We start from the raw sequence: 24,102 nt of genomic DNA, 5'->3' as shown, positions 1-24,102 counted from the left end.
TGCGGGTCACTCCTCGACGACGCTGTCCGCGGCGCGGACAACGGGGATCGCCGCCGTGACGGCCTGCAGACCCGACAGCCGCGCGGGCGAGATCTGCTTCATGACCTCGTCGCGCGTCATGAGCCCCGCCTCGACGACGAGGTCGGCGACGTTGCGATGCGTGAGGAGCGCGGTCTTGGCGAGCGCCGCGGCCGCCGCGTAGCCGATGAAGGGCGTCAGGGCCGTGACGACACCGACCGACGAACCGACCATCGCGCCCAGGCGCTCGCGGTTCGCGGTGATCCCCTCGACGCAGTTCACCCGCAGGGTCCACATCGCCTGTCGCATCCACGTGATCGACTGGAAGATCGAGTGCGCGATCACCGGCTCGAAGGCGTTGAGCTGAAGCTGACCGCCCTCGACGGCCATGGTGACCGTCATGTCGGCCCCGACGACCGAGAACGCGACCTGGTTGACCACCTCGGGGATCACCGGGTTCACCTTGCCGGGCATGATGCTCGAGCCCGCCTGGCGCGCCGGCAGGTTGATCTCACCCAGACCGGCCTGCGGTCCACTGGAGAGCAGGCGCAGGTCGTTGCAGATCTTCGAGAGCTTGATCGCGTTGCGCTTGAGGGATGCCGAGAACGACATGAACGCACCGGTGTCGCTCGTCGACTCCACCAGGTCGGTCGCGGTCTCGAGGTCGAGTCCCGTGATCTCGCGCAGGTGACGCAGCACCGAGGGACCGTAGTCCGGGTGCGCGGTGATCCCCGTGCCGATGGCGGTGGCCCCCATGTTGATCTCGAACATGAGGTAGGCGTTCTCCTGCAGACGGTTGTAGTCCTCGCCCAGGGTCGTCGCGAAGCCGTGGAACTCCTGCCCGAGAGTCATCGGCACGGCATCCTGCAGCTGCGTGCGACCGACCTTCAGGACGTCGTGGAACTCCTCGGCCTTCGACAGGAACGACTGCCGCAGGAGCCCGAGCTCCTCGAGCAGACTCCGCAGCGTCAGCGACAGACCGATCTTCACCGCCGTCGGGTAGACGTCGTTCGTCGACTGGCTCCGATTGGTGTCGTCGATCGGCGAGAGGAACGCGTAGTCGCCCTTCTCGCGCCCGGCCATCTCGAGGGCGATGTTGGTGATCACCTCGTTGGCGTTCATGTTCGTCGAGGTGCCTGCGCCGCCCTGGATGACCCCCACGGCGAACTCGTCGTGGAACTCCCCGTCGATCACGCGCTGCGCGGCGCGGTCGATGAGGTCGGCCTTGGCCGGGTCGAGCACGCCGATCTGCCGGTTCGCGCGCGCGGAGGCCTGCTTGACCATCGCGAGGGCCCGCACGAGGTCGGGGTAGACGGAGATCGGTCGCTTGGCGATGGGGAAGTTCTCCAGAGCCCGTGCGGTGTGGATGCCCCAGTAGGCATCGGCGGGGATCTCGAGGGAGCCGAGCGAGTCGGTCTCGATACGGGTGCGCGTCATTGCGTCCAAAGCCATGGGGGATGTCCTCGTGGGTCGTCACGGCGGTCAGGGATCCCCCGAGCCTAACCACCGCGACCGACGGAGTCGCTGGACGCCACGGCCTGTCGCCGGAGCCGCGCACTCCCCCGCGTACAGCGACCGGGCGCGCCGGGTCAGCGCTTGCGCGAGAAGGCCTCGAGCCGCTCCTCGGGCGTGAGCTCAGCCATTCGGGCGACCCACTCCGGCGTGAAGTAGCCCGCCGGTTCGGCGTCGACGACGGGCACCACCGCGTGGGTGATCGTGTCGTCCCACACGTGGACGAGGTGGAAGGACTGCCCGGCATCCATTCCGTTCACCTCGTCGGCGGGGGCGGCGAGGTCCATCGTGTAGCACGAGGCCGCGGAGACGCTCACCGGAACCCCGGCGAAGGTGCCGGACGTGGAGTAGTGGAGGTGGCCGGCGAGGATCGCACGGACGTCGCTGCCGGCGATCGCCGACGCCAGACCCGGCTGGTCGCGGAGCTCGAGGATGTCGAAGAACGGGATGTGCGTCGGCAGCGGCGGATGGTGCAGCGCCAGGATGGTGCCCAGCGGCGCCGGCTCGGCGAGTTCGGCCCGCAGCCAGTCCAGCTGCCCGGCGTCGAGGTCGCCGTGATGCCAGCCCGGAACCGTGGAATCCAGCGCGATCAGCCGCAGACCATCCAGGTCCCAGACCCCCGTCACGGGCGCGTCCGTCGCGTCGGCGTCGAGCAGGCCGGCGCGCAGCGCCCCGCGCTCGTCGTGGTTGCCCGCGACCCACACGACGGGGGCTCCCAGACGTTGCGCCCACGGCTCGACCTCCGCCCGCAGCGCACGGTACGCCTCGGGTTCGCCGAGGTCGGTCAGATCGCCCGTGAACACCACGGCATCCGGTCGCACACCCGTCGCCTCGGCGGCCGCGAGCGTGCGGCGGAGCTGCGCGGCGGTGTCGTACCGCCCGCCCAGCAGCCGATCACCCGCGAGCAGGTGGGTGTCACTGAGGTGGAGGATCACGCGCCGCGCGGGCGCGTACTGACCGAACTGCACCGAAGCCATGCCCTCAGCCTACGAGGGGCGCCCGACACGGCGCCTCAGTGGCGGAGCAGGATCAGCAGCAGCGCACCGAGCACCGCCGCCGCGCAGACGGCGAAGCACGCGTAGGCGCCGAGGAGCGCGAGCCGCTTCTGCCCCGCGCTCAGCGGATTGCGCGCGGCCGCCTTGGCCACCGCCTTCTCGGCGCGGCGTCTCTGCTTGTCGGTGAGCACGGTGATGGCATCCGTGAACTCCACCGGAGCGACCAGCGGCGGACGGCCGCCCCGGACGAGCAGACGCAGTCCGAGCGCGTAGAAGGTCACCACGGTCGCGGCTCCCACCAGCGCGGCGATGAAGACGTGGAGGAAGGCTTCCCAGTCGATGCTCATGCGCGGTCATCCCTCCCGGCCTGCGCGCGCTCCAGGCGGCGCTGACGGCGCGTGGGGCCGGGCTTGCGCGGCACCTTCACCGCCGCTCCCGAGTCGGCGACCTCGCTCATGGCGTTGGCCGAGGTGACCTCGTCGCGGCGCGAGCGGAGGAACAGCCCGAGGATGATCACGACGGCGATGACGGCATCCACCGCCACGCCCCAGCCGCCCAGCCAGACCACGATCAGGGCCGCCGCGGCTCCGACGGCGCCCGCCGCCGGCAGGGTGAGCACCCAGCCGATCATGATGCGACCGACGGTGTTCCAGCGCACGGTCGAGCCGCGACGGCCGAGCCCCGAGCCGATGACCGACCCCGACGCGACCTGCGTGGTCGACAGCGCGAAACCGAGGGCGCTGGATGCCAGGATCGTCGCGGCCGTGGACGTCTCGGCCGAGAAGCCCTGCGCGGGCTTCACGTCGGTCAGCCCCTTGCCGAGCGTGCGGATGATGCGCCAGCCGCCCATGTAGGTCCCCAGGGCGATCGTGAAGGCGCACGCGAAGATGACCCACAGCTGCGGGTCGGTCTCGGACGAGGACTGCCACCCGACCGTGATGAGGGCGAGCGTGATGACGCCCATCGTCTTCTGCGCGTCGTTCGTGCCGTGGGCGAGCGCCACGAGCGAGGACGTGAAGATCTGCCCCCACCGGAAGCCGTCGCGGCCGTCGGCCTTCATGTCGTACCGGCGCGTGATGCCGTAGGCGATCTTGGTCACCGTGAAGGCGATGAGGCCGGCGGTCAGGGGGGCGATGAGCGCGGGCAGGATCACCTTGCTGAGCACGACGCCCGTGTCGATCGCCGCCGCCCCCACGCCCACGAGCGTTGCGCCGATCAGCCCGCCGAACAACGCGTGCGACGAGCTGGAGGGCAGTCCCAGCAGCCACGTGAGCATGTTCCAGGTGATCGCGCCGATGAGGCCCGCGAAGATGATCGGCGGGAAGATGTCCGGACTCAGCTGGTCCTCGCGGATCATGCCACCCGAGATCGTCTTGGCGACCTCCGTCGACAGGAACGCGCCCACCAGGTTCAGGCCGGCCGCGAGGAGCACCGCGACCTTGGGCTTCAGGGCACCCGTGGCGATGGGCGTGGCCATCGCGTTCGCGGTGTCGTGGAAGCCGTTCGTGAAATCGAAGAACAGTGCCAGGGCGATGACCAGCACGATGACAAGGGCTGCGCTCTCCACCGATCGCTTTCCGTAGGGGGAAGGAGGGATGCCGACGGGATCGGCGCGGAGAACGAAGAGTTCACCTGACATTCGGCCCATGTTCACCGGGCCGACGACATCATTTCACCGGCATGGGCATCGGTCAAACGCCGAGCGGCCGTCCGCGCCGGGAGCGGGATAGCGTGGGGAGGTGACCGACACCGACGCCCGCCCCGTCCCTCCCGTCGCCGCCCGCCGCCTCACGGCGCGCACCCACCACGGTGACACCTTCGACGACCCGTACGAGTGGCTGCGCGCCAAGGACGACGCCGACGTCGTAGCCCACCTCGAGGCCGAGAACGCGTACACCGATGCGCGCACCGCGCACCTGGCATCCCTGCGGGACGAGATCTTCGGCGAGATCAAGGCGCGCACGCTCGAGACCGATCTCTCGGTGCCCGCCCGTCGCGGCGAGTGGTGGTACTACGGCCGGACCATCGCCGGCGCGCAGTACGGCATCCAGTGTCGCGCACCCCTCCGCTCCCCCGACGACTGGACGCCGCCGCAGCTCTCCCCCGACGTCGCCGTCCCCGGCGAGCAGATCCTCTTCGACGGGAACGTCGAAGCCGAGGGCACCGACTTCTTCTCCCTCGGAAGCTTCGAGGTGTCCAACGATGGGACCCGCATGCTCTACGGCGTCGACGTCGCCGGCGACGAGCGGTACACCGTGCGCGTCCGCGACCTCGCCACCGGAGAGAACCTCGTCGACGAGATCCCCGGCACCTTCTCCGGCGCCACGTTCTCCCCCGACGGCCGCTTCATCGTCTACACCACCGTCGACGACGCGTGGCGCCCCGACACCGTGTGGCTGCACGAGATCGGCACGGGCGTGGATGCCGATGTGAAGCTGTTCCACGAGCCCGACGAGCGGTACTGGGTGGGTGCGGACTTCACCCGCAGCGACCGCTACCTGGTGATCGGTGTGGGCTCCTCGATCACCTCGGAGGAGCGGCTCATCGACGCCGACGACCTGCGCGGCGAGGCACGCGTCGTCTGGCCGCGCCGCGAGGGCGTGGAGTACTCGGTCGATCACGCCGTCGTCGGCGGAGAGGACGTGCTGTACATCCTCCACAACGACGGCGCGCTCGACTTCGAACTCGTCCGTGTCGCGGCATCCGATCCGGAGGGTGCGCGCGAGACGGTGATCGCCCATCGACCCGGCGAGCGCCTCCTGGGTGTCGACACGTTCCGCGACTGGGGCGTGGTGGCCTACCGCCGCGACGGTCTGGCGCGCCTCGCCCTGCTGTCGTACGGCGACGGGGCGGTGACCGAGATCACGTTCGACGAACCGCTCTACAGCGTCGGCACCGGCGGGAACCCCGAGTGGGCGCCGCCCGTGCTCCGCGTCGGTTACGGCTCGTTCGTGACGCCGGGCACCGTGTACGACTACGTCATCGACACCGGCGAGCTGCTGCTGCGCAAACGCCAGCCGGTGCTCGGCGGTTTCGACCCCGACGACTACGGCCAGGCCCGGGCGTGGGCGACCGCCGACGACGGCACCCGCGTGCCGGTGTCGCTGGTGTGGAAGCGTTCGTTCGGCGAGCCCGGTTCCTCGCCGCGGCCCGTCCACCTCTACGGCTACGGCTCCTACGAGCACTCGATCGAGCCCGGCTTCTCGGTTCCGCGTCTGTCGTTGCTGGACCGGGGCGTCGTCTTCGCCGTGGCTCACGTCCGCGGCGGCGGCGAGATGGGCCGCCAGTGGTACGAGGACGGCAAGCTGCAGTCAAAGCGCAACACGTTCACCGACTTCGTGGCGGTCGGGCGGCACCTCGTGGCATCCGGGTACACCACCCCCGACCGCCTCGTCGCCGAGGGCGGGAGCGCCGGAGGCCTGCTGATGGGCGCGGTTGCGAACCTCGCGCCGGAGCTGTTCGCGGGCATCCTGGCCGACGTGCCGTTCGTCGACGCGTTGACGACGATCCTCGACCCCTCCCTCCCCCTCACCGTCATCGAGTGGGACGAGTGGGGCGATCCCCTGCACGACGCCGACGTGTACGCGTACATGAAGTCGTACTCGCCGTACGAGAACGTCCGCGACGGGGTCCGGTACCCCCGCATCCTCGCGGTCACCTCCCTCAACGACACCCGCGTGCTGTACGTCGAGCCCGCCAAGTGGGTGCAGCGCCTGCGCGAGGTGGGCGCCGACGCTCTGCTGAAGTGCGAGATGGTCGCCGGACACGGCGGCGTCAGCGGGCGCTACAACGCCTGGCGCGAGCGCGCGTTCGAGCTGGCCTGGCTGCTGGACGTGCTGGGCCTGGCGGAGTAGGCGGCGGGGGGCTGCGCTGCGGCCCGGCGGGCGCCTCGTCCCACTCTTGGCAGGGCGTGTCCCACAAGTTGTCACTCTGCGGCCCTCAATACCGCTGAAGGTGGGACACGGTGTCAGAGGCCGGGCCGCCAGCCCGCCCGGGTGAGTGCGTCGCGCACCATCGCGAAGGCGGGATCACCGCCATCGCGGAGGTGATGGTGGAGGATCCGGACGTGATCCCAGCCCGCGGCACGGATCGCCGCCCATCGGTCGGCATCGCGGGCGAACTGGCGGGGATCTTCCGCGTGCACACGACCGTGGTATTCGACGGCCACCCGCCACGTCGCGAACGCCAGATCGATCTCTGCGACGAACTCCCCACGCGACGAGAAGATGTCGGCGTTGACTTCAGGTTCCGGGAGACCGCGGCGCATGAGTAACAAGCGCAGATGCGTCTCTCGCGGCGATCGAACGCCCGGGCGCGCCAACGACAACGCTCGACGAAGGACGCCGCCGCGCATGTCGCCCATGGTCGCGATCTCCTCAGAGAGTGCATCGAGCGTGGCGATCGGGTGTCGGCCCGCCAGAAGCGCGTCCGCGCCCGCGACGAGATCATCCAACTGCCAGAGCCGGCCGCATTGCCGCCAGGCTCGCACGGCGTTCTCGATCGGCATCCCGTCCGGACCCTCTTCGATGGCGGGTTCGCGTGTCTGCAGCCGATGGCCGACGACACCGCGCGTGCGCGGTTCGCGAGCGGGACGATGTGTGGATACATGGACGAGAGGCGTGTACGGCCACGCCGGCGTGCTCAGGCCGAGCAGGGCGAAAGCCGTCTCGTGGCTGAAGAACTGTCCCGGGGCGAGGCGCGGAACATAGGCACGGCACCGCTCGAGGATGGATCGGGCATCGTCGAGCGAACGTGAGCGCACGCCATGGAAAGGCGCTGAGAGATCCGACGCCCGCAACCGAGCGGGAGTCACCCCGCGATCACGGGCATCGGCGACGTGGAACCGTTCAGGAAGACCGTCGGGAAGGGGCTGTGGTGGCTTCATGCCCCAAGGGTCTCGATGCCGTGAGCCCGGACGCCCTTCTCCACAACCTCATCGGCTGGACCGTGAGCTGTGGAGGAGGTGTCCCTCTGCCTCCCGCGAGCGTGTCCCACTTCTTGCTGCTCAGGGCGGCCCAGACCAGCAAGATGTGGGACACACAACGCAATTCATGGGACATGCACCGCCAGAAGTGGGACGAGGGGTCCGCCGCCCACCGGAGACGACGACGCCCCGCCCCGGGCGAGCGGGACGGGGCGACGATGCCAGGACTCAGCCGAAGAGCGCGGCGGCCTCTTCGTAGCGGTACAGGGGCACGCTGTTGAGCTCGCCGAGCGCGTCGGCGAACGGCACGCGGATGATGTCGGTGCCGCGCATGGCGACCATCTGCCCCCAGGCGCCCTCCGCGAGGGCGTCGGCGGCGTGGAGCCCGAGACGCGTCGCGAGCACGCGGTCGAACGCCGAGGGCGAACCGCCGCGCTGGATGTGCCCGAGCACCGTGGCGCGGGTCTCGATGCCGGTCAGGCGCTCGATCTCGGGGGCCAGCAGTTCGCCGATGCCGCCGAGGCGGGGGCGGTTGAAGGCATCCAGGCCCTTGTCACTGAAGGCCTCGTCCATGCCGGTGAGCTTGAATCCCTCGGACACGACCACCAGCGGCGCGCGGCCGCGGTCGTGGGCGCGCGTGACCTGCTCGACGATCTCGTCGATGGACATCGGAACCTCGGGGATGCAGATGACGTGGGCGCCGGCGGCGATGCCGGCGTGCAGCGCGATCCAGCCGACGTGACGGCCCATGACCTCGGCCACCATGCAGCGCTGGTGCGAGTCGCCGGTGGTGCGGAGGCGGTCCATGGCATCCGTGGCGATGTTGACGGCGGTGTCGAAGCCGAACGAGTAATCGGTCGCGCGGAGGTCGTTGTCGATCGTCTTGGGAACACCGAGGACGTTGATGCCGTCCTTGGACAGGCGGTCGGCCGCGGCGAGCGTCCCCTCGCCGCCGATCGCGACGATGCCGTCGATGCGGTGGCCGTACAGGGTCTTGGAGATGTTCTCGGCTCCGCCGCGCACACCCTCGTACGGGTTCGTGCGACTCGTGCCGAGGATCGTGCCGCCGACCTTCGACAGACCCTTCACCTCGTGACGCGTCAGCGGGAAGAAGTCGCCGTCGACGACTCCGCGCCAACCGTCGCGGATGCCGACGAACTCGATGTCGTAGTTGGTGGTGCCCTTGAGCACGACGCCACGGATGACGGCGTTCAGCCCGGGGCAGTCTCCGCCACTGGTCAGGATGCCGATCTTCATGCTGGAACCTCGCTATTGGGGATGATCGAGTCGGCGACGCTGCCGCGTTCGACACTAGCGCCCCACCCCGCGCGCCCGCCAAACGGAGGACGGCTCACGCGGGATGCCACCGGTCCACGCCCATGTTGTGCTCGGCGGCCCACCGGTCCTCGGCACCCGCCTGGACGACGTCTCGGAACCAGAAGGTCTCGTCAGGAACCCACCCGGCAACCGTGCTCGCGAGCCCGCCGCCGACGTCGATGATGCGTCCCGCGCTCGTGAGGTATCCGGTCACGGTGAGATGAACGCCGACCGCCTCGCGGGCGACCGCCGCCCAGTCCGGGATCACCCACGCACCGTCACGCCCCGTGGCCCACTCCCACACGGTGCGCCGTGACGCGGTGACGACGAGGGGATGCCGTCGACACAGCGCCGCCCATGCGTCGGGTCCGTGGATCTCGACCACGTCGCCCGCGGGAGGGGTGACGCGCCGCGACCGGGCCGTCAGCCACCCGTGGGAGTCCTCGACGAATGACAGCCCCACGGGGCCCCGCTCGCCGACGCGCGTCGTGCGAGGCAGCCCGAACGGCGGCACCGACCACCAGGGCCCCGAGACCCCCGTGTAGCCCGCGAACTGAAGCTCCTCCGCTGTCGTGTCGGTGCGCCACTCGGGAAGGATCTCGCCCGGGTGACCTGCGCGGAACGGTTCCTCCTCCCACGCCACGGCTGCCTGATCCTGGCGCGCGAGCGGACTCGCCCACCAGTCGACGTGCCGGGACAGCGCGATGCCGTTCGCCACCCGGCGCAGAACGGAGTGCATCTCCGGCGCCGCCGCGAGTTCATCCATCCCCGAGGGCGGCTGCCAGTACGCGGCTTCGTCGACCGCGTGCCACAGCGCGTGCGTGAGCGTCTCCGCCGTCATCGCGGGCACCGGGAGCGCGGCGAGTGCCGCCGCCGCGTCGTGCGCGGACACTTCAGGCTCCACGAACGGCTCGGACCCGTCGCTGAACGAGAGCAGCACGCTCGCCCCTCGCTCGCGCCCGTGCGCCGCCCAGAACACCGCCTGCACGGCATCCCGCGTCTCGGGGGTGTCGGCACGACGCGCCCCCTCCAGCAGGATCTCCAGGCACAGCCGCCGTCCGCGCGGGCCGTCGAGCAGCGCGGAGGCATCCAGGGGCATGCCCCGACCCTAGCGACCCCGCCCGACACGGCAGCCGTCGCCGGGTCCGCGGACCCGCGGCATGACGCACGAACGCCCCGGCAGCACCGGGGCGTTCGTGGGAGGCATCAGGCCCCGAGCGCCTGGCGCAGCAGGTGCATGAGGGCGGACAGCTGCACGGAGTCGCTCGAGCCGGGCTCGATGGCGAGGCCGTCGAGCGCGCGCTGCGCCAGCCCCTCCTTCGAGTCGATGAGCTCGGCGATCTTGGTGTCGATGGTGTGCGCCGCGATGATGCGCCACGCCGTGACGGGCTCGTCCTGGCCGATGCGGTGCACGCGGTCGATCGCCTGCGTCTGCTCGGCGGCGGTCCACGACAGCTCGGCGAGCACGACGTTGGACGCCGCCTGCATGTTCAGCCCCACACCGGCGGCGGTGAGCGAACACACCGCGATCCCGACGGAGGGGTCGGTGTTGAACGCGTCGATCGCCGCCTGGCGGGCGGTGGACGTCTGGTCTCCGCGCACCGACACCGCGGTGAGCCCGGATGCCTTGAAGTGCGCCTCCGCGGCATCCATGACGTCGATGTGCTTGGCGAAGAAGACGACCTTGCCGACCGATCGCTGCAGCTGCACGGCGTAATCCGCGGCGAGCTGCGCCTTGGCCTGACCGATGCGGCGGACCATCGTGAAGACGTTCTCGGAACCGGTTCCGGCGGCCTTGCTCTCTTCCAGCTCGCCGTGCGCGACGAGGCGCACGATGTCCTCGTCGATCTCGCCCGGCGCGAGCCCGCGGTCACCGCGGGCCTCGATGATGCGGCGGTACTTCGCCGCGAGGCGCGCCCCGAGCTCGCGCTCGGCGTGCCGGATCGACCGGCCGTACTCGTCGTCCAGCTCGACGGGGAGGTCGGCGATGAGCTTGTCGGGCAGGTCGGCGGCGACGTCCTTCTTCTTCCGACGCACGATGCCCAGGGAGATCACGGCCTCGCGCGCTTCGGGATAGAACGCCTTGTCCGCGGGGGTGAGGCCCGTGGCATCCAGCTTGGCCATCAGCTCCGCGCCCGGCTTCTCGCCGTTCGTCCAGCCGAGGAAACGCCAGATCGCGTCGAAGTCTTCGACGTCGTTGATCAGCGGGGTACCCGTGAGGGCGAGCAGCAGCGGATCGCGCGTCTGCTGACGGACACGGGATGCCAGTGCGAGGACCTTCTGCGACCGCTGCGACGACAGGTTCTTGATGAAGTGCGCCTCGTCGACCGCGATGCCCTTGAGACCGATCGACGACAGCCAGGACAGGTGCCGGTCGAGGATCTCGTAGTTGACGATGAACACGTCGGCGAACGCGTCGATGTCGGCGCCGCTGCCGGAGATCACCGTGGCACGGCGGTGCGGCGTCCAGCGCTGCACCTCGCGCGCCCAGTTCATCTTCACGACGTTGGGGACGACGACCAGCAGCGGGTAGGCCTCGGCGACCGAAGCCGCGAGCACCGATTCGGCCGTCTTGCCGAGGCCCGGCTCGTCGGCCAGCAGGAACGAGCGGTGCCCCTGGCGGACCGCCTCGAGGAAGCGGGACTGGTGCGGCATGACTTCGAGGCCGCGCGGCGAGAGCCGATCGAACTCGGGGACGGGCGGCAGGTCCATGCTCGCGGCCGAGCCTCCGGCACCCATCTCGAACGCCTTGTACAGGGGTCCCATGAGCTCCCAGCCGTCCAGGCGGCGCCGGGGGGCGTCACCGATGGGGCGCGGGGTGAGGTCGGGCGGGAGGAAGGGGTTCGCCATCTGCCGCGCCTCGATCGAGGGCGGGACGACCTGCTTCTCGGCGAGCGCCGCGGGGACGACCGGCGAGACCTTCGGGGCGTTGTCGGTGATGATCAGCTCGTCCGGCGGCAGGTCGGCGCCGGACTCCAGCAGCCAGTCCCGGCGCATGCGGCGCGCGACGGGCGACGTGGCCTGGTCGACCTCGAGGAGCTGGATCAGCGACGTGTCGCGCGCGGCGGTCTTGGCCAGGATCGTGGCCACACCGTCGAGGCGCTTGAGCAGCTCGGCGCGCGCGGCGTCGGTGATCTCGGTGTCGGCCTTCACGCGCGCGCGCTCCTCGCGGACGAGGAAGGCGATCACCTGGAACTTCACGCGGTTGGTCGGGCCGAGCTTGCCGCGTTGGGCCTTGGCTTCGACCTCGCGCACCTTGCGGGCGAGGATGGGGATGACGGGGGCCTCGTCATCGCGACGGGATGACGAGGTCTTGCGGCGCCGTTGGCTCGAGCCTCGGGCGGCGGTTGCCGTGGTCGGCATGCTCCTCCTGAGCGTGTCGTCCGGATGTGTCCGGGACGTCCCGGCCGGTGGCCGGTGGATCAGTGACCCCGGAGAATGCCGCGAGACTCACCGCCGGAGCGGCAGCGTCTGCGACCCGCAACGCGTCTTCACCGGAACGGCTCGCGAGGAGGCGGGTGACGGGGTCGAGTCCATTCTAGCGCGTCGGCGGGGGGTCCTGACGTACCCACCCGCGCGCGCCGCGGCCGCACCTACGCTGAGGGGATGGCCGAACCGATGTCGCGGGACCAGCGCGTGGTGCTGACCGTCGCGGTCCTGGCATCCTTCGTCTCCTTCCTCGACGGCACCGTCGTCACGGTCGCGCTCCCCGCCATCTCGCGCGACCTGGGCGGGGGCCTCTCGACGCAGCAGTGGGTGGTGGACGCCTATCTCGTGACCCTCGGCGCGTTCATCCTCGTCGCCGGGTCGCTCAGCGACGTCCTCGGGCGCACGCTCGTGCTCCGCATCGGTCTGGTCGGCTTCGGCATCACCTCGGTCGCGATCGCCGCCGCGCCCACCGCCGAATTCCTCATCGTCGCGCGAGCCCTCCAGGGGGTCGCGGGGGCCCTGCTCGTACCGAGTTCGCTCGCGCTGATCACGTCGACCTTCCGCGGACCGACCCAGGCCCGCGCGATCGGCATCTGGACCGGCGCCACCACCGTCGCGATGATCGCGGGGCCGCTCATCGGCGGGGTGTTCGTCGACACGCTGTCGTGGCGCCTGGTGTTCCTCGTGAACGTCCTGCCGATCGGGGTGACGCTGTGGCTGCTCGCTCGGCGCGCGCACGCCGACCAGCGACGCCCGGGTGCGCACGTCGACGTGCTCGGGGCCGTGCTCTGCGCGGTCGGGCTCGGTGGGATCGTCTTCGCCCTGATCGAGCAACCGAACCTCGGCTGGGGGTCGCCCGTGATCTGGGTGCCCGCGGCGCTCGGCGCGGCCGCGTTCGCAGGGTTCCTCGTCCGTCAGCGCGTCGCACGCGAGCCGCTCATGCCGCTGGATCTGTTCCGCTCGCGCAACTTCTGGGCCGGCAACCTCACCACGATGTTCGTCTACGCCGCCCTGTCGCTGAACGGCTTCGTCCTCAGCGTCTACCTGCAGCAGGGGGCGGGGCTCCCGGCGACCCTCGCGGGCCTCGCGTCCCTTCCGAGCACGTTGCTGATGATCACCCTCAGTTCCCGCATGGGCGCCCTCTCGGGACGCATCGGGCCGCGGCTGTTCATGACCCTCGGCCCCGCGGTGATGGCGATCGGCGCGCTGCTGCTGCTGTCGGTGCGTCCCGAGTTCGACTACTGGACGCAGGTGCTGCCGGGCGTCGTGGTGTTCGGCCTCGGCCTGACCGCCACGGTGTCGCCGCTGACGGCGGCCGTCCTGGGCGCGATCGACACGGAGCGGTCGGGGATCGCCTCAGCCGTCAACAACGCGGTTTCTCGCGTCGCAGGACTCCTGGCGATCGCCGCGGTGTCCGCCGTCGCGGGCGGTGCGCTCGACATCGACGGATTCCACCGCGCAGCGATCTTCACCGCCGTGCTCATGGTGCTCGGCGCGACGACGTCGTTCCTCGGCATCCGGAACCATCTTTCGCGCCGCGACTGAGGTCGTGGGCATAGGTACTGGATGCCGCGCGGTCGCGGCTCAGCGCAGGATGCCGCGCACGCGCTCGACGTCGTCGGCCATCTGCACGAGCAGCGCGTCGACACCGTCGAACGCCGCCATGCCCCGGACGCGCTCGACGAAACGCACCTCCACGTGATGCCCGTACAGGTCGAGGTCGGTCTCGTCGAGGACGTACACCTCGACCTGCCGGTGGTGCACGTCGTCGAACGTGGGATTCGTCCCGATGCTGATCGCGGCCGGATAGCTGATGCGTCGGGCACCGTCCACGTCGATCAGCCACCCGGCGTACACGCCGTCGGCGGGCACGAAGCCCTCGAGATCGGGCGAGAGGTTCGCCGTCGGGTACCCGAGCTCGCGCCCGCGCTTGAGCCCGTGCACCACCTCGCCCCACACCGACGGCGCGCGACCCAGGAGCCGGGCGGCGGTGGCGATGTCGCCCGCCGCCAGCGCCTCGCGGATCCACGTCGACGACACACGGCGGTCGGCGTGCACGGCGCGGACGTCGTCGACCACATCGACGCGGAAGCCGTCCCGCTCCCCCAGCCGCTCGAGGAGATCGGGGTCGCCGGCGCCGCCGGCACCGAATCGGAAGTCGCGCCCGACGAGCACGGTGCGGGCGGCGAGCGCGTCGACCAGCACCTCGCGGACGAATTCCTCGGCCGGCTGCGCGGCGCGCGCCTCGTCGAAGGTCAGCAGGAGCGTGGCATCCACTCCCGCGCGATCGAGCAGTTCGAGCTTCTGGTGCGGGCCGATCACGTCGGGCGGGCACCTGTCGGGCCGGAGGACGCTCAGCGGGTTGCGGTCGAAGGTGACGGCGACGACCTGAGCACCGTCCGCCGCCTCCACGCGGGCGCGATCGATGACGGCCCGATGACCGGTGTGCACACCGTCGAACTTCCCGATCGCGACGACCGAGGGACCGAAGCCCGACGGCACCTCCGCCGGGTCGCGGAAGACGATCACGATGCCGTCCTGCGATGCCGGATCAGCCACCACAGACCGAGGAACGGCAGCACGAGCGGGATGAACAGGTAGCCGATGCCGTACACCGACCACACCGTCGGGTGCTGGAAGAGCGAGGGCAGCGCCAGGCTCAGGGTGCCGACGACCAGGACCCCGACCAGCTCGAAGCCGATCGCGACCCAGGCGACGCGGTACCAGGCCGGACGCGCGGAGAAGATCAGCGCGAGCGTGGCCAGGATGTACACGACCGCGGCGAGCGCCGAGAGGGAGTACGCGACGGGGGCGTCGTCGAACTCGCGGACGATCTGCACGAACGACCGGCCGGTCGCGGCGAGCGCCATGATGCCGTAGACGATCACGAGGACCCGGCCGATGCCGGTCATTCCGCGGGTGCGGGCGGGAGTGGTGGATGCCATGACCTTCCGAGTCTAGTTCGGACGGTGCCCGCGCTCACCGTGCGGCGGAGGCCGTCAGGCCACCTGGACCGTCCAGATCGCGTGCATGCGCCACACCATGACGGCGACGGCGAGGGCGGCGACCCCCATGACGACGGTGCTCCAGCGGCTGCGTTCGATGAGAGCCCACGCTGCCCCCGCCGGCGGCAGGAGCGCGGCGGAGACGAGGTAGGTCCAGAACTCCAGCAGGCTCCCCGTCGGCGGGTTCCCGGCGAACGGCGAGACGAGGGCGATGACGATCTGGACGATCAGGAGCACCTCGATGAGGGCGAGCGCCCCCACGGTCAGGTCGGACGGGCGTCGTCCGACGAGCCCCGCGACGACCGCGATGAGCCCCGCCAGCACGGCGATCCCCACCTGCGTGAGTGTGAACCACAGGATCATCCCGCGACCTCCTCGGGCATGTTCATGACGCTCTTGAGCTGAGTCCCCCGGCGTTCGACGATCCCCACGAGTCGTCCGTCCGGATCGATCGCCGCGGCGCGTTCCCCCGTGAGGCGGCCGCCCCCGTCGATGCGCTTGCCGTGGCGCAGGTCGCGCGCCTCGTCCGCACCGACCGCGAGCGCACCGACGACCACGGCCGCGGCGGTCGCCGGCTTCACGAGGGCGGTCTCGGCGATGTCGTCGACCGTCACCGCGGCGACGACGTCGAAGGCTCCGATGCGGGTGCGCCGGAGCGCGGTGAGGTGGCCACCGACCCCGAGCGCCGCGCCGAGGTCCCGTGCGAGCGCGCGGATGTACGTGCCGCTGGTGCAGTCCACGACGACGTCGAGCGCGATGGTCGCACCCTCGCGCCGCGTTTCGCGGACCTCGAACCGCGACACGGTCACCCGACGGGCCTTCAGCTCCACCGTCTCGCCCGCGCGGGCGAGATCGTAGGCGCGGCGACCCTGCACCTTGATGGCCGAGACCGTGCTGGGCACCTGGTCGATCTCGCCGGTGAGTGCGCGGATGCCGGCATCGATCGCCGCGTCGGTCACGGCGGCGACGACAGCCGCATCCGCTCGCGCCGTCTCGACGCCGTCGGCGTCGTCGCTGTCGGTCGATATCCCCAGCAGGATGGTCGCCTCGTACGTCTTGTCGGCACCCACGATGTAGGTGAGGAGGCGCGTCGCGCCCTCGACGCCGAGCACGAGGAGTCCGGTGGCCATCGGGTCGAGCGTGCCCGCGTGACCGATCTTGCGGGTCCCCAGGGCGCGGCGCGCCCGCGCCACGACGTCATGGCTGGTGATGCCCCCCGGCTTGTCGACCAGGAGGATGCCGGCGCGCGCCATCAGCAGAAGTCGCCGAACACCTGCACGGGGTGCGCGGGGTCGGAGTTCTCGACGATGACGGATGCCGCGACCCGCGGCCGCGCGGTGCGGACGTACTGCTTCTCGGCGTCCGGGAGCTCGGGGCGCGGAGCGCCGACCGGCGGGTTCGCCTCCAGCCACACCGACCAGTTCCACAGGCCCCGGAGACCCGAGGCGTGGAGGAAGCGCCCGTCGACGACGAGGACCGCGCGATCCGGGGCGGGCGTGCTGCTGCCGTCGAACGGCTCCCCCGCACGGAAGGGGGCGACGATCCGCTCGCGCACGTCGCCGGCGTCGTCGGCGAGTGTCGCGCGGAAGACGGCCGTGCCGTCCTCGCCGACCGCTGCGGCGAAAGCGTCCGCGAAGGCCGTGGCGGCAGCGGCATCCAGCGCGTCGATCGCCACGACGAGACGCCCGTTACCCGCGTTCTGGCGCATCAGGTCGCGGAGGCTCCGCTGCACGGTCTCGACGGGGTTCTCGCTCGACATGCCTCCAGCCTACGGTCGCTCCCGGCGCTGCGCTCGCGACCGGGGCTGCCGCCTCCGGGGGCGGCGCCGTCGACGGGGCGGTGCCTGCGACAGCGGGCAGTGCCGGCGCCGCGAGCGCTGCCGCCGCGGTCGCGACCCGCCCCACATCCGCGATAAACGCGATCGGCGACCAGAAACAGCGCGACACCGCGTTTCTCTCCGCCTATTGCGTTTGTCGGCAGCATGGAGAGCGCCGCAGCGCTCGCGCGCGGAGGAGCTCGCGGCCGCGCGGGCTCATAGGGTGGAGGGATGCCAGGGATCGCCGCGCCGCTCATCGCGTGGTACCGCGGCAGCGCGCGGGACCTGCCGTGGCGCCGGCCGGGATTCGGCGCGTGGGGCACCCTGGTCAGCGAGTTCATGCTGCAGCAGACCCCCGTCGCGCGCGTCATCCCCCACCTCGAAGCGTGGCTGGGACGCTGGCCGACGCCGGCGGACCTGGCCGCGGCCGCCCCCGCCGAGGCCGTCACCCAGTGGGCGAACCTGGGGTACCCGCGGCGCGCCCTCTGGCTGCACCGCGCCGCCGTCGAGATCCGCGACCGCCACGACGGGACCGTGCCGCGCGACGTCGACGCCCTGCTCGCGCTCACCGGCATCGGCGACTACACGGCACGTGCCGTGGCGGTGTTCGCCTACGGCGACCGGCATCCCGTCGTCGACACGAACACCCGCCGCGTCCTCGCCCGTGTCGTCGACGGCGTCGCCCAGCCCGGACCGCCGGGCAAGGCGGATCTCGCCCGGATGACCGCGGAGCTCCCCGATGACATCGGCGAGGCGGCGATCGTCAACGCGGCGGCGATGGAGCTCGGTGCGATCGTGTGCACGGCCCGCGCGCCGAAGTGCGACGTCTGCCCCCTCGCGGCGCAGTGCGCGTGGCGAGCGGCCGGGTATCCGGCATCCGAGGATCGCCGGCGACGCCAAGCGAAGTACGAGGGAAGCGATCGACAGGCGCGCGGCGCGGTGCTGCGAGTGCTGCGCGAGGCGGCGCCGGCTGCCGTGCTCCTCGACGACGTCGTTCCCGACTGGCCCGATCCGGTGCAGCGCGACCGCGCCATCGACTCGCTCATCTCCGACGGGCTCGCCGAGGCCGAGGGCGGCGCGCTCTTCCTCCCCCGCTGACCGCCGCGGTTCAGGTCGACGGCGTGCCCGATGGCGCGTCAACCCGGACCGGGTCGGGGCCGAGCCGTGCGTCGAGCCGATCGGCGCGGAACTGCCCCGACAGGACGAGGACCGCGATCCCGACGGCGAAGACGCCCCACATCACGACGCCCAGCGGACCGGCCACCACCGGGGACGGCGTGGCGGAGTCGGCCGCGACGACCAGCGCCCCGAGCCCCGCCGAGGCGTTGAAGGCTCCGTGGGCGAACACCGCGGGCCAGACCGACGCGGTGCGCAGCCGGGTCCACCCGATCAGGATGCCGAAGAGGATGCACCCCACGATCATCAGGAGCACGCCGAACGCGTTGGGCTCGAGGAAGTTGTATCCGAGGAGGATCAGCGGCGCGTGCCAGAACCCCCAGAAGGCGCCGGAGACCACGAGCGCGGGCCACACGCCCAGCGGCCGGAGGGCGGGAAGCAGGAACCCGCGCCAGCCGAGCTCCTCCCCGAACGCGAACGGCGCGTTGATGACGGCGCCGATGGGGATGGTGGCGAGCTGGACCGCGACGAGCAACCCCACCGGCGGCAGCGGGGTCCCCGCCGGAACCGTCTCTTCGAGCGTCCTCTGGAAGCCCGAGAACCCGACCAGGTCGAACGTCGCCAGGCCGAGCGCGCCGACGATCGCGAGACCGATCGCGACCAGGAGCGGGGCGGCGATGATCACGGCCACGCACGTCCAGACGGTGCGGACGGCCGGCCGGAGGGGCCACATGCCGAGCTCGCGCAGCACGGCGCGCGCGCCGCGACGTCCGCGCGTGCGCCGCTGGACCAGCAGCGCCGCAACGACACCGAGGGACGGCGTGAACATCATGGCGGCGGCGACGAGACCGAGGAACGGATCCGCGAGCCCCTGCCCCCGGAGCCACAGCGGCAGAGCCACGAGCCACGACAGGGCGACGGAGGTGACGGCGAAGACGCCGATGGCGAGCCAGTCCGGGCGAGACGAAGCGGTCATGCGCCGAGCCTACGAACCGGTGGATGCCACCACCTCCCCCGCGCGACGGAGAAGACCGCCCCGCCGCGAGGCGGAACGACGAACGGCCGGACGCGGCCCCTGCGGGGGCGGCATCCGGCCGTCCAGGCGACGCGCGTCAGTCGCGCTCGTCGTCCTCGTCTTCATCGTCCTCGTCGAACTCCCGCGGCTTGACGTACGGGTCGGCTTCGCCGGCGTACGACGCGCTCGCGGCGAGACCGGCGACCGACTCGTCGCGCTCGCGCGCCTCGCGCAGGAGCGCCGAGATGTGGTCGGCGTTCTCCGGGATGGCGTCGAGGATGAACTCCAGCGACGGCGTCAGCCGCGTGTTGAGGTTCTTGCCCACTTCGCTGCGCAGCATGCCCGTGGCCGACTTCAGCGCCGCGGCCGTGTCGGCCCGGTGCGCTTCGTCACCCATCACGGTGTAGAACACCGAGGCATGCTGCAGGTCGCCGGTCACCCGCACATCGGTGATCGTCACGAATCCGAGCCGCGGGTCGCGCAGCCCCTTCTCGAGGCGCTCCGCGAGGACCACCCGGATGCGGTCGGCCACGCGGGCCTGTCGCTCTCCTGCCACTTCCATTCCCATCTCTCACTAAGCGAGGCGTCATATGCCCGATGCCGAAGCAGAGGCGAAGGACGGAGGTTTCGTGGGTCTGCCGGAGCATCGGGGTAGGGGCCCTGCTCTGCTCCGGCGGACCCACGAAACCGGAGGCCGTAGCCGGGAGCTACGACCTCCGGTGTGTGATCAGCCTCGCGGCTTCTCGACCATTTCCGTGGTCTCGATCTCGTCACCGATCTGGATGTCGTTGTACTTACCGAGTCCGATACCGGCCTCGAAGTCCGTGCGGACCTCCGTGACGTCGTCCTTGAACCGGCGCAGCGACTCGATGGCCAGGCCGTCGGCCAGCACCACGCCGTCGCGGATGACGCGCGCCTTGGCGTTGCGCGTGATCGTGCCCGAGCGGACGATGACACCGGCGATGTTGCCGAACTTCGAGGAGCGGAACACCTCGCGGATCTCGGCGACACCCGACTGCACCTCTTCGAACTCCGGCTTGAGCAGGCCCTTGAGCGACTGCTCGACGTCGTCGATCGCGTTGTAGATGACCGAGTAGAACCGGACGTCCACACCCTCGCGGGCGGCGCGCTCGCGGGCCTTCGTGTCGGGACGGACATTGAAGCCGATCACGATCGCGTTGTCGATCGTGGCCAGGTTGATGTCCGACTCGGTGATCGCACCCACACCACGGTGGATGATGCGCAGCTGGACGCTGTCGTCGACCTCGATCTTGAGCAGCGATTCCTCGAGCGCCTCGACGGCACCCGACACGTCACCCTTGATGATGAGGTTGAGCGACTCGACCTTGCCCTCTTCGAGAGCACGGGTGAAGTCCTCGAGCGAGATGCGCTTGCGGGCCTTGGCCAGCTGGGCGTTGCGCTCGGCGGCTTCGCGCTTCTCGGCGATCTGGCGCGCGGTGCGGTCTTCCTCGGTGACGATGAAGACGTCGCCGGCGCGCGGGACCGAGTTGAGGCCCTGCACCTGGACGGGACGGGAGGGGTAGGCCTCCTCGACCGCGTCGCCGTTCTCGTCCATCATCGCGCGGACACGGCCGTATGCCGTTCCCGCGACGATCGCGTCACCGACGCGCAGCGTTCCGGACTGGATGAGCACCGTGGCGACCGAACCGCGACCCTTGTCGAGCTTCGCTTCGATCGCGACACCGCGGGCCGCCTTGTTCGGGTTGGCCGTCAGGTCGAGGCCGGCATCGGCGGTCAGGAGCACGGCGTCCAGGAGTTCCTGGATGTTCGTCCCCTGTCGTGCCGACACGTCGACGAACATGACGTCGCCGCCGTACTCCTCGGCGACCAGACCGTACTCGGTGAGCTGCTGGCGCACCTTGGCGGGGTTGGCGTCGGGCTTGTCGACCTTGTTGACCGCGACCACGATCGGCACATTCGCCGCCTGGGCGTGGTTCAGCGCCTCGACCGTCTGGGGCATGATGCCGTCGTCGGCCGCGACCACGAGGATCGCGATGTCGGTCACCTGCGCACCGCGGGCACGCATGGCGGTGAACGCCTCGTGACCCGGGGTGTCGATGAAGGTGATCGCGCGCTCGATGCCCTCGTGCTCGGTCCAGATCTGGTACGCACCGATGTGCTGCGTGATGCCGCCGGCCTCGCCCGCCACGACGTTCGTCTGGCGGATGGCGTCGAGCAGTCGGGTCTTACCGTGGTCGACGTGGCCCATGACGGTGACCACGGGAGGACGGATCTCGAGGTCGTCCTTGCTCTCGGCCTCCAGCTCGGCATCGAGGTCGAGACCGAAGCCCTCGAGGAGCTCTTTGTCCTCGTCCTCGGGCGAGACCATCTGGATCTTGTAGCCCAGCTCGGCGCCGAGCACCTCGAACGTGGCCTCGTCCAGCGACTCGGTCGCGGTGGCCATCTCGCCCAGGTTGAACAGGATGGTCACGAGCGTGCCGGGCTGCACGGTGTAGCCGCGCAGGGCCTCGAGCTTGTCCGCGAAGTCGGCGATCGAGGCGCCGCGACGCAGGCGGATGATCTCGCCGTTGCCCTTCGAGACGTTGACGCCGCCGACGACCGGCGCCGACCGCATCTCGAATTCCTGCCGCTTCGCCCGACGCGACTTGCGCTGCTTGGACTTGCCGCCACCCTTACCGAAGGCACCCGCGGTACCACCGCCGGGGCCGCGTCCGCGGCCACCGCCGCCACCGGGACGACCGGCGAACCCGCCGCCACCGGGAGCACCCGGGGCGCCACCGGGGCGCTGGAAGCCGCCACCGGCACCGCCGGGACGACCGGGACCGCCGGGACGCTGCTGGAACGGCGCGCCGGGACGACCGCCGCCGCCGGGACGACCGGCACCACCGGGACGCGGGGCGCCGGGACGCGGAGCACCCGGGCGCGGGGCCTGGGGACGCGGGATGTTGCCGGGGGTCGGGCGCTGGCCCATGCCCTGCGCCGACGCGAAGGGGTTGTTGCCCGGGCGCGGGCCGGCGGGACGCTGACCCATGCCCTGCGCCGAGGCGAAGGGGTTGTTGCCGGGGCGTGCGCCGCCCGGGCGCGGGGGCGCGCTGGGGCCGGGCTTGGGGCCGCCGGGCTTGGGCGCCTGCGAAGCCGGAGCCTGCGACGCGGGGGCCTGCGAACCGGGGCTCGGGGCCTGCGATGCGGGAGCCGCCGGGGCGGACTCGGCGGGAGCGGGAGCGGATGCCGTGGGCGCCGGAGCCGCGGGCTCGGGTGCGCTCTTCGGCGCAGCCGGACGCGCCGGGCCGGGCGTGGGACCGGACGGTCGCGCACCGGGGGTCGCCGCGGGACGCGCGGGGCCGGGACGGGCGCCCGGGCGGGACGCTGCCGCGGCAGGCTTGGCATCCGAGGATCCCGACGACCCCTCGGCCGCGAGGGCGGCGCGGAGCTTACGGGCCACCGGGGGTTCGATGGTCGATGAAGGGCTCTTGACGAATTCGCCGAGCTCCTTCAGCTTCGCGAGCGCGACTTTACTGTCGACGCCGAGCTCGGAAGCGATCTCGTGCACGCGTGGTTTTGCCACAATTCTCCTGTCTGAGGGCCTCCCCCGGACAGGGCAGACCGCTAGTTGCGGACGGGTCTCATTTCGAGCCGTTCACTTCGTGTCCATAGCCGTTCAGCCTTTTCGCTGGTGGTGTGATTCGAAGGTCTGCGTGTCAAGCGGGCCTGACACACGCAATGCTCGTACGAAGGCGCGGCGCGCGAGAGCTTTCCCGACGCACGCGTCCGTCTCGTGCACCCACGCACCCCGTCCCGGCAGGACCGCCCGCTCGTCTCTGACGAGGACCGACCCGTCCGCGACCACGCGCAGAAGCGATGATCGGGGGGCACGTGCGCGGCATCCGACGCACGTTCGTACAGGTTCCATCGTACACCTCGCCGTCGTCCGGACGACGGACGCTCAGTTGTCTTCGAGGATGCTGTCCGGCTGGATGTCGATCTTCGCCCCGGTCAGCTTGGCGGCGAGGCGGGCGTTCTGCCCCTCCTTGCCGATGGCCAGCGACAGCTGGTAGTCGGGCACCAGCGCGCGGACGGCCTTGGTCGTGGCATCCAGCACGAAGCTCGACGTGACCTTCGCGGGCGACAGGGCGTTGGCGACGAACTTGGGCAGCTCGGCGTCGTAGTCGATGATGTCGATCTTCTCGCCGGCCAGCTCCTCGGTCACGGCGCGCACGCGGCGGCCGAGTTCGCCGATGCAGGCGCCCTTGGCGTTGACCGTCGGGTCGTTGGCCTTGACCGCGATCTTCGTGCGGTGGCCGGCCTCGCGGGCGAGCGAGACGATCTCGACCAGGCCGCCGGCGATCTCGGGGACCTCGAGGGCGAAGAGCTTGCGGACGAGCCCGGGGTGCGTGCGCGAGACCGTGATCTGCGGGCCCTTGGTGCCCTTGGACACGCTGGTCACGTACACGCGAAGCCGCGAACCGTGCGCGTAGGTCTCGCCGGGCACCTGCTCCTCGGGCGGCAGGATCGCCTCGACCGTGCCGAGGTCGACGTGCACCATCCGCGGGTTCGGACCCTGCTGCACGACGCCGGCGACGATGTCGCCTTCCTTGCCCTTGAACTCCCCCAGCACGGCGTCGTCGGCGATGTCGCGCAGACGCTGGCTGATGACCTGCTTCGCGGCGAACGCGGCGATGCGACCGAAGTCGTCGGGGGCCTGCTCCTCCTCGCCGATCACCGCACCCTCCTCGTCGAGGACGGGGGTGTAGATGCCGACGTGGCCGCTCTTGCGGTCGAGCTCCGCCCGCGCCCCGGCGGGGATCTCACCGCTGGGCGAGATGTGCTTGGCGTAGGCGGTGAGGATCGCCTGCTCGATGATGCGCGCGAGTTCGTCGAAGGGGATCTCCTTCTCGCGTTCGATCGTCTTCAGAAGTGCGAGATCGATGTCCACAAGACCCTCCGTATTCAGCTCTCGTCGGCACGAACGGCGC

At 71.0% G+C, this 24,102-nt stretch carries 21 protein-coding genes; 3 read left to right on the top strand and 18 right to left on the bottom strand.

Annotation, left to right across the window (positions count from 1 at the left end):
- Positions 1-6 precede the first annotated feature (6 nt).
- The 4 genes from P8R59_RS11880 to P8R59_RS11865 all read right to left on the bottom strand — a co-directional run bounded on the left by P8R59_RS11880 (position 7) and on the right by P8R59_RS11865 (position 4,092).
- A complete protein-coding gene (locus P8R59_RS11880; RefSeq protein WP_278101239.1) occupies positions 7-1,470 on the bottom strand; it encodes an aspartate ammonia-lyase in 1,464 nt (487 codons plus the stop codon).
- Positions 1,471-1,607: 137 nt separating this feature from the next.
- Positions 1,608-2,507, bottom strand: coding sequence for a phosphodiesterase (locus P8R59_RS11875; protein WP_278101238.1), 900 nt, complete (start codon positions 2,505-2,507; stop codon positions 1,608-1,610).
- 35 nt (positions 2,508-2,542) lie between these two features.
- Positions 2,543-2,872 (bottom strand): peptidase, encoded by a 330-nt coding sequence (locus tag P8R59_RS11870; RefSeq protein WP_077050213.1) that lies wholly within the window; start codon positions 2,870-2,872, stop codon positions 2,543-2,545.
- Complete coding sequence (locus tag P8R59_RS11865) at positions 2,869-4,092, bottom strand: inorganic phosphate transporter (protein ID WP_278103818.1); 1,224 nt, start codon at positions 4,090-4,092, stop codon at positions 2,869-2,871. The genes P8R59_RS11870 and P8R59_RS11865 overlap by 4 nt, the downstream gene beginning before the upstream one ends.
- Before the next feature lie 172 nt (positions 4,093-4,264).
- Between P8R59_RS11865 and P8R59_RS11860 the strand changes: the two genes are divergently transcribed.
- Positions 4,265-6,379, top strand: a complete 2,115-nt coding sequence (locus P8R59_RS11860; RefSeq protein ID WP_278101237.1) for a S9 family peptidase — start codon at positions 4,265-4,267, stop codon at positions 6,377-6,379.
- A 113-nt stretch (positions 6,380-6,492) separates the two neighbouring features.
- On the opposite strand, the gene P8R59_RS11855 is transcribed toward P8R59_RS11860, so the two are convergent.
- From P8R59_RS11855 to P8R59_RS11840, 4 genes are all read right to left on the bottom strand, one after another.
- Positions 6,493-7,410 (bottom strand): hypothetical protein, encoded by a 918-nt coding sequence (locus P8R59_RS11855; protein WP_278101236.1) that lies wholly within the window; start codon positions 7,408-7,410, stop codon positions 6,493-6,495.
- A gap of 267 nt (positions 7,411-7,677) precedes the next feature.
- Positions 7,678-8,706, bottom strand: coding sequence for a 6-phosphofructokinase (locus tag P8R59_RS11850; RefSeq protein ID WP_077050215.1), 1,029 nt, complete (start codon positions 8,704-8,706; stop codon positions 7,678-7,680).
- A gap of 94 nt (positions 8,707-8,800) precedes the next feature.
- On the bottom strand, positions 8,801-9,865 hold the full coding sequence (locus P8R59_RS11845; protein ID WP_278101235.1) for a hypothetical protein: 1,065 nt from the start codon (positions 9,863-9,865) through the stop codon (positions 8,801-8,803).
- 107 nt (positions 9,866-9,972) lie between these two features.
- Entirely contained in the window at positions 9,973-12,129 is a 2,157-nt protein-coding gene (locus tag P8R59_RS11840; protein WP_278101234.1) for a DEAD/DEAH box helicase, read from the bottom strand.
- Positions 12,130-12,372: 243 nt separating this feature from the next.
- On the opposite strand from P8R59_RS11840, the gene P8R59_RS11835 reads away from it, so the two are divergent.
- The gene (locus P8R59_RS11835; RefSeq protein WP_278101233.1) at positions 12,373-13,740 is read left to right on the top strand and encodes an MFS transporter; all 1,368 of its coding nucleotides are present in this window, start codon (positions 12,373-12,375) and stop codon (positions 13,738-13,740) included.
- Between the two features lie 39 nt (positions 13,741-13,779).
- On the opposite strand, the gene P8R59_RS11830 is transcribed toward P8R59_RS11835, so the two are convergent.
- From P8R59_RS11830 to P8R59_RS11810, 5 genes are read right to left on the bottom strand one after another with little or no spacing between them, the layout of a single operon-like run.
- A complete protein-coding gene (locus tag P8R59_RS11830; RefSeq protein WP_278103817.1) occupies positions 13,780-14,724 on the bottom strand; it encodes a bifunctional riboflavin kinase/FAD synthetase in 945 nt (314 codons plus the stop codon).
- Complete coding sequence (locus P8R59_RS11825) at positions 14,721-15,140, bottom strand: hypothetical protein (RefSeq protein WP_077050219.1); 420 nt, start codon at positions 15,138-15,140, stop codon at positions 14,721-14,723. The genes P8R59_RS11830 and P8R59_RS11825 overlap by 4 nt, the downstream gene beginning before the upstream one ends.
- 54 nt (positions 15,141-15,194) lie before the next feature.
- Complete coding sequence (locus tag P8R59_RS11820; protein ID WP_077050220.1) at positions 15,195-15,563, bottom strand: hypothetical protein; 369 nt, start codon at positions 15,561-15,563, stop codon at positions 15,195-15,197.
- Positions 15,560-16,453: a tRNA pseudouridine(55) synthase TruB gene (truB, locus tag P8R59_RS11815; RefSeq protein WP_278101232.1), complete on the bottom strand. Its 894-nt coding sequence runs from the start codon at positions 16,451-16,453 to the stop codon at positions 15,560-15,562. Before truB ends, P8R59_RS11820 begins: the two co-directional genes overlap by 4 nt.
- Positions 16,453-16,959, bottom strand: coding sequence for a hypothetical protein (locus tag P8R59_RS11810; protein WP_278101231.1), 507 nt, complete (start codon positions 16,957-16,959; stop codon positions 16,453-16,455). Before P8R59_RS11810 ends, truB begins: the two co-directional genes overlap by 1 nt.
- Before the next feature lie 288 nt (positions 16,960-17,247).
- Between P8R59_RS11810 and P8R59_RS11805 the strand changes: the two genes are divergently transcribed.
- Positions 17,248-18,114, top strand: a complete 867-nt coding sequence (locus P8R59_RS11805) for an A/G-specific adenine glycosylase (protein WP_278101230.1) — start codon at positions 17,248-17,250, stop codon at positions 18,112-18,114.
- Between the two features lie 10 nt (positions 18,115-18,124).
- Here P8R59_RS11805 and P8R59_RS11800 read toward each other — a convergent pair whose 3' ends face one another.
- The 5 genes from P8R59_RS11800 to nusA form a co-directional block, all read right to left on the bottom strand.
- Entirely contained in the window at positions 18,125-19,108 is a 984-nt protein-coding gene (locus P8R59_RS11800) for a CPBP family intramembrane glutamic endopeptidase (RefSeq protein WP_278101229.1), read from the bottom strand.
- A 136-nt stretch (positions 19,109-19,244) separates the two neighbouring features.
- Positions 19,245-19,703 (bottom strand): 30S ribosome-binding factor RbfA, encoded by a 459-nt coding sequence (gene rbfA / locus P8R59_RS11795; RefSeq protein ID WP_278101228.1) that lies wholly within the window; start codon positions 19,701-19,703, stop codon positions 19,245-19,247.
- A 171-nt stretch (positions 19,704-19,874) separates the two neighbouring features.
- A complete protein-coding gene (gene infB, locus P8R59_RS11790) occupies positions 19,875-22,694 on the bottom strand; it encodes a translation initiation factor IF-2 (RefSeq protein ID WP_278101227.1) in 2,820 nt (939 codons plus the stop codon).
- 93 nt (positions 22,695-22,787) lie between these two features.
- Positions 22,788-23,039, bottom strand: a complete 252-nt coding sequence (locus tag P8R59_RS11785; protein ID WP_077050227.1) for a YlxR family protein — start codon at positions 23,037-23,039, stop codon at positions 22,788-22,790.
- Between the two features lie 33 nt (positions 23,040-23,072).
- Positions 23,073-24,062 (bottom strand): transcription termination factor NusA, encoded by a 990-nt coding sequence (nusA, locus tag P8R59_RS11780; RefSeq protein ID WP_076490889.1) that lies wholly within the window; start codon positions 24,060-24,062, stop codon positions 23,073-23,075.
- Positions 24,063-24,102: the final 40 nt, after the last annotated feature.

The organism is Microbacterium proteolyticum, from assembly GCF_029639405.1.
GTDB lineage: Bacteria > Actinomycetota > Actinomycetes > Actinomycetales > Microbacteriaceae > Microbacterium.
The sequence above is the reverse complement of the archived record's forward strand: the minus strand, read 5'-3'. Positions and strand labels throughout refer to the sequence as shown.

Excerpts from the sequence above, each read along its gene's own strand:
- P8R59_RS11875 (WP_278101238.1), bottom strand. The coding sequence starts at position 2,507 with ATGGCTTCGGTGCAGTTCGGTCAGTACGCGCCCGCGCGGCGCGTGATC.
- P8R59_RS11810 (WP_278101231.1), bottom strand. The coding sequence starts at position 16,959 with ATGTCGAGCGAGAACCCCGTCGAGACCGTGCAGCGGAGCCTCCGCGAC.
- P8R59_RS11840 (WP_278101234.1), bottom strand. The coding sequence starts at position 12,129 with ATGCCGACCACGGCAACCGCCGCCCGAGGCTCGAGCCAACGGCGCCGC.
- P8R59_RS11805 (WP_278101230.1), top strand. The coding sequence starts at position 17,248 with ATGCCAGGGATCGCCGCGCCGCTCATCGCGTGGTACCGCGGCAGCGCG.
- P8R59_RS11800 (WP_278101229.1), bottom strand. The coding sequence starts at position 19,108 with ATGACCGCTTCGTCTCGCCCGGACTGGCTCGCCATCGGCGTCTTCGCC.
- P8R59_RS11880 (WP_278101239.1), bottom strand. The coding sequence starts at position 1,470 with ATGGCTTTGGACGCAATGACGCGCACCCGTATCGAGACCGACTCGCTC.
- P8R59_RS11820 (WP_077050220.1), bottom strand. The coding sequence starts at position 15,563 with ATGATCCTGTGGTTCACACTCACGCAGGTGGGGATCGCCGTGCTGGCG.
- P8R59_RS11825 (WP_077050219.1), bottom strand. The coding sequence starts at position 15,140 with ATGGCATCCACCACTCCCGCCCGCACCCGCGGAATGACCGGCATCGGC.
- truB (WP_278101232.1), bottom strand. The coding sequence starts at position 16,453 with ATGGCGCGCGCCGGCATCCTCCTGGTCGACAAGCCGGGGGGCATCACC.
- P8R59_RS11855 (WP_278101236.1), bottom strand. The coding sequence starts at position 7,410 with ATGAAGCCACCACAGCCCCTTCCCGACGGTCTTCCTGAACGGTTCCAC.
- P8R59_RS11835 (WP_278101233.1), top strand. The coding sequence starts at position 12,373 with ATGGCCGAACCGATGTCGCGGGACCAGCGCGTGGTGCTGACCGTCGCG.
- P8R59_RS11845 (WP_278101235.1), bottom strand. The coding sequence starts at position 9,865 with ATGCCCCTGGATGCCTCCGCGCTGCTCGACGGCCCGCGCGGACGGCGG.
- P8R59_RS11785 (WP_077050227.1), bottom strand. The coding sequence starts at position 23,039 with ATGGAACCTGTACGAACGTGCGTCGGATGCCGCGCACGTGCCCCCCGA.
- P8R59_RS11870 (WP_077050213.1), bottom strand. The coding sequence starts at position 2,872 with ATGAGCATCGACTGGGAAGCCTTCCTCCACGTCTTCATCGCCGCGCTG.
- P8R59_RS11850 (WP_077050215.1), bottom strand. The coding sequence starts at position 8,706 with ATGAAGATCGGCATCCTGACCAGTGGCGGAGACTGCCCCGGGCTGAAC.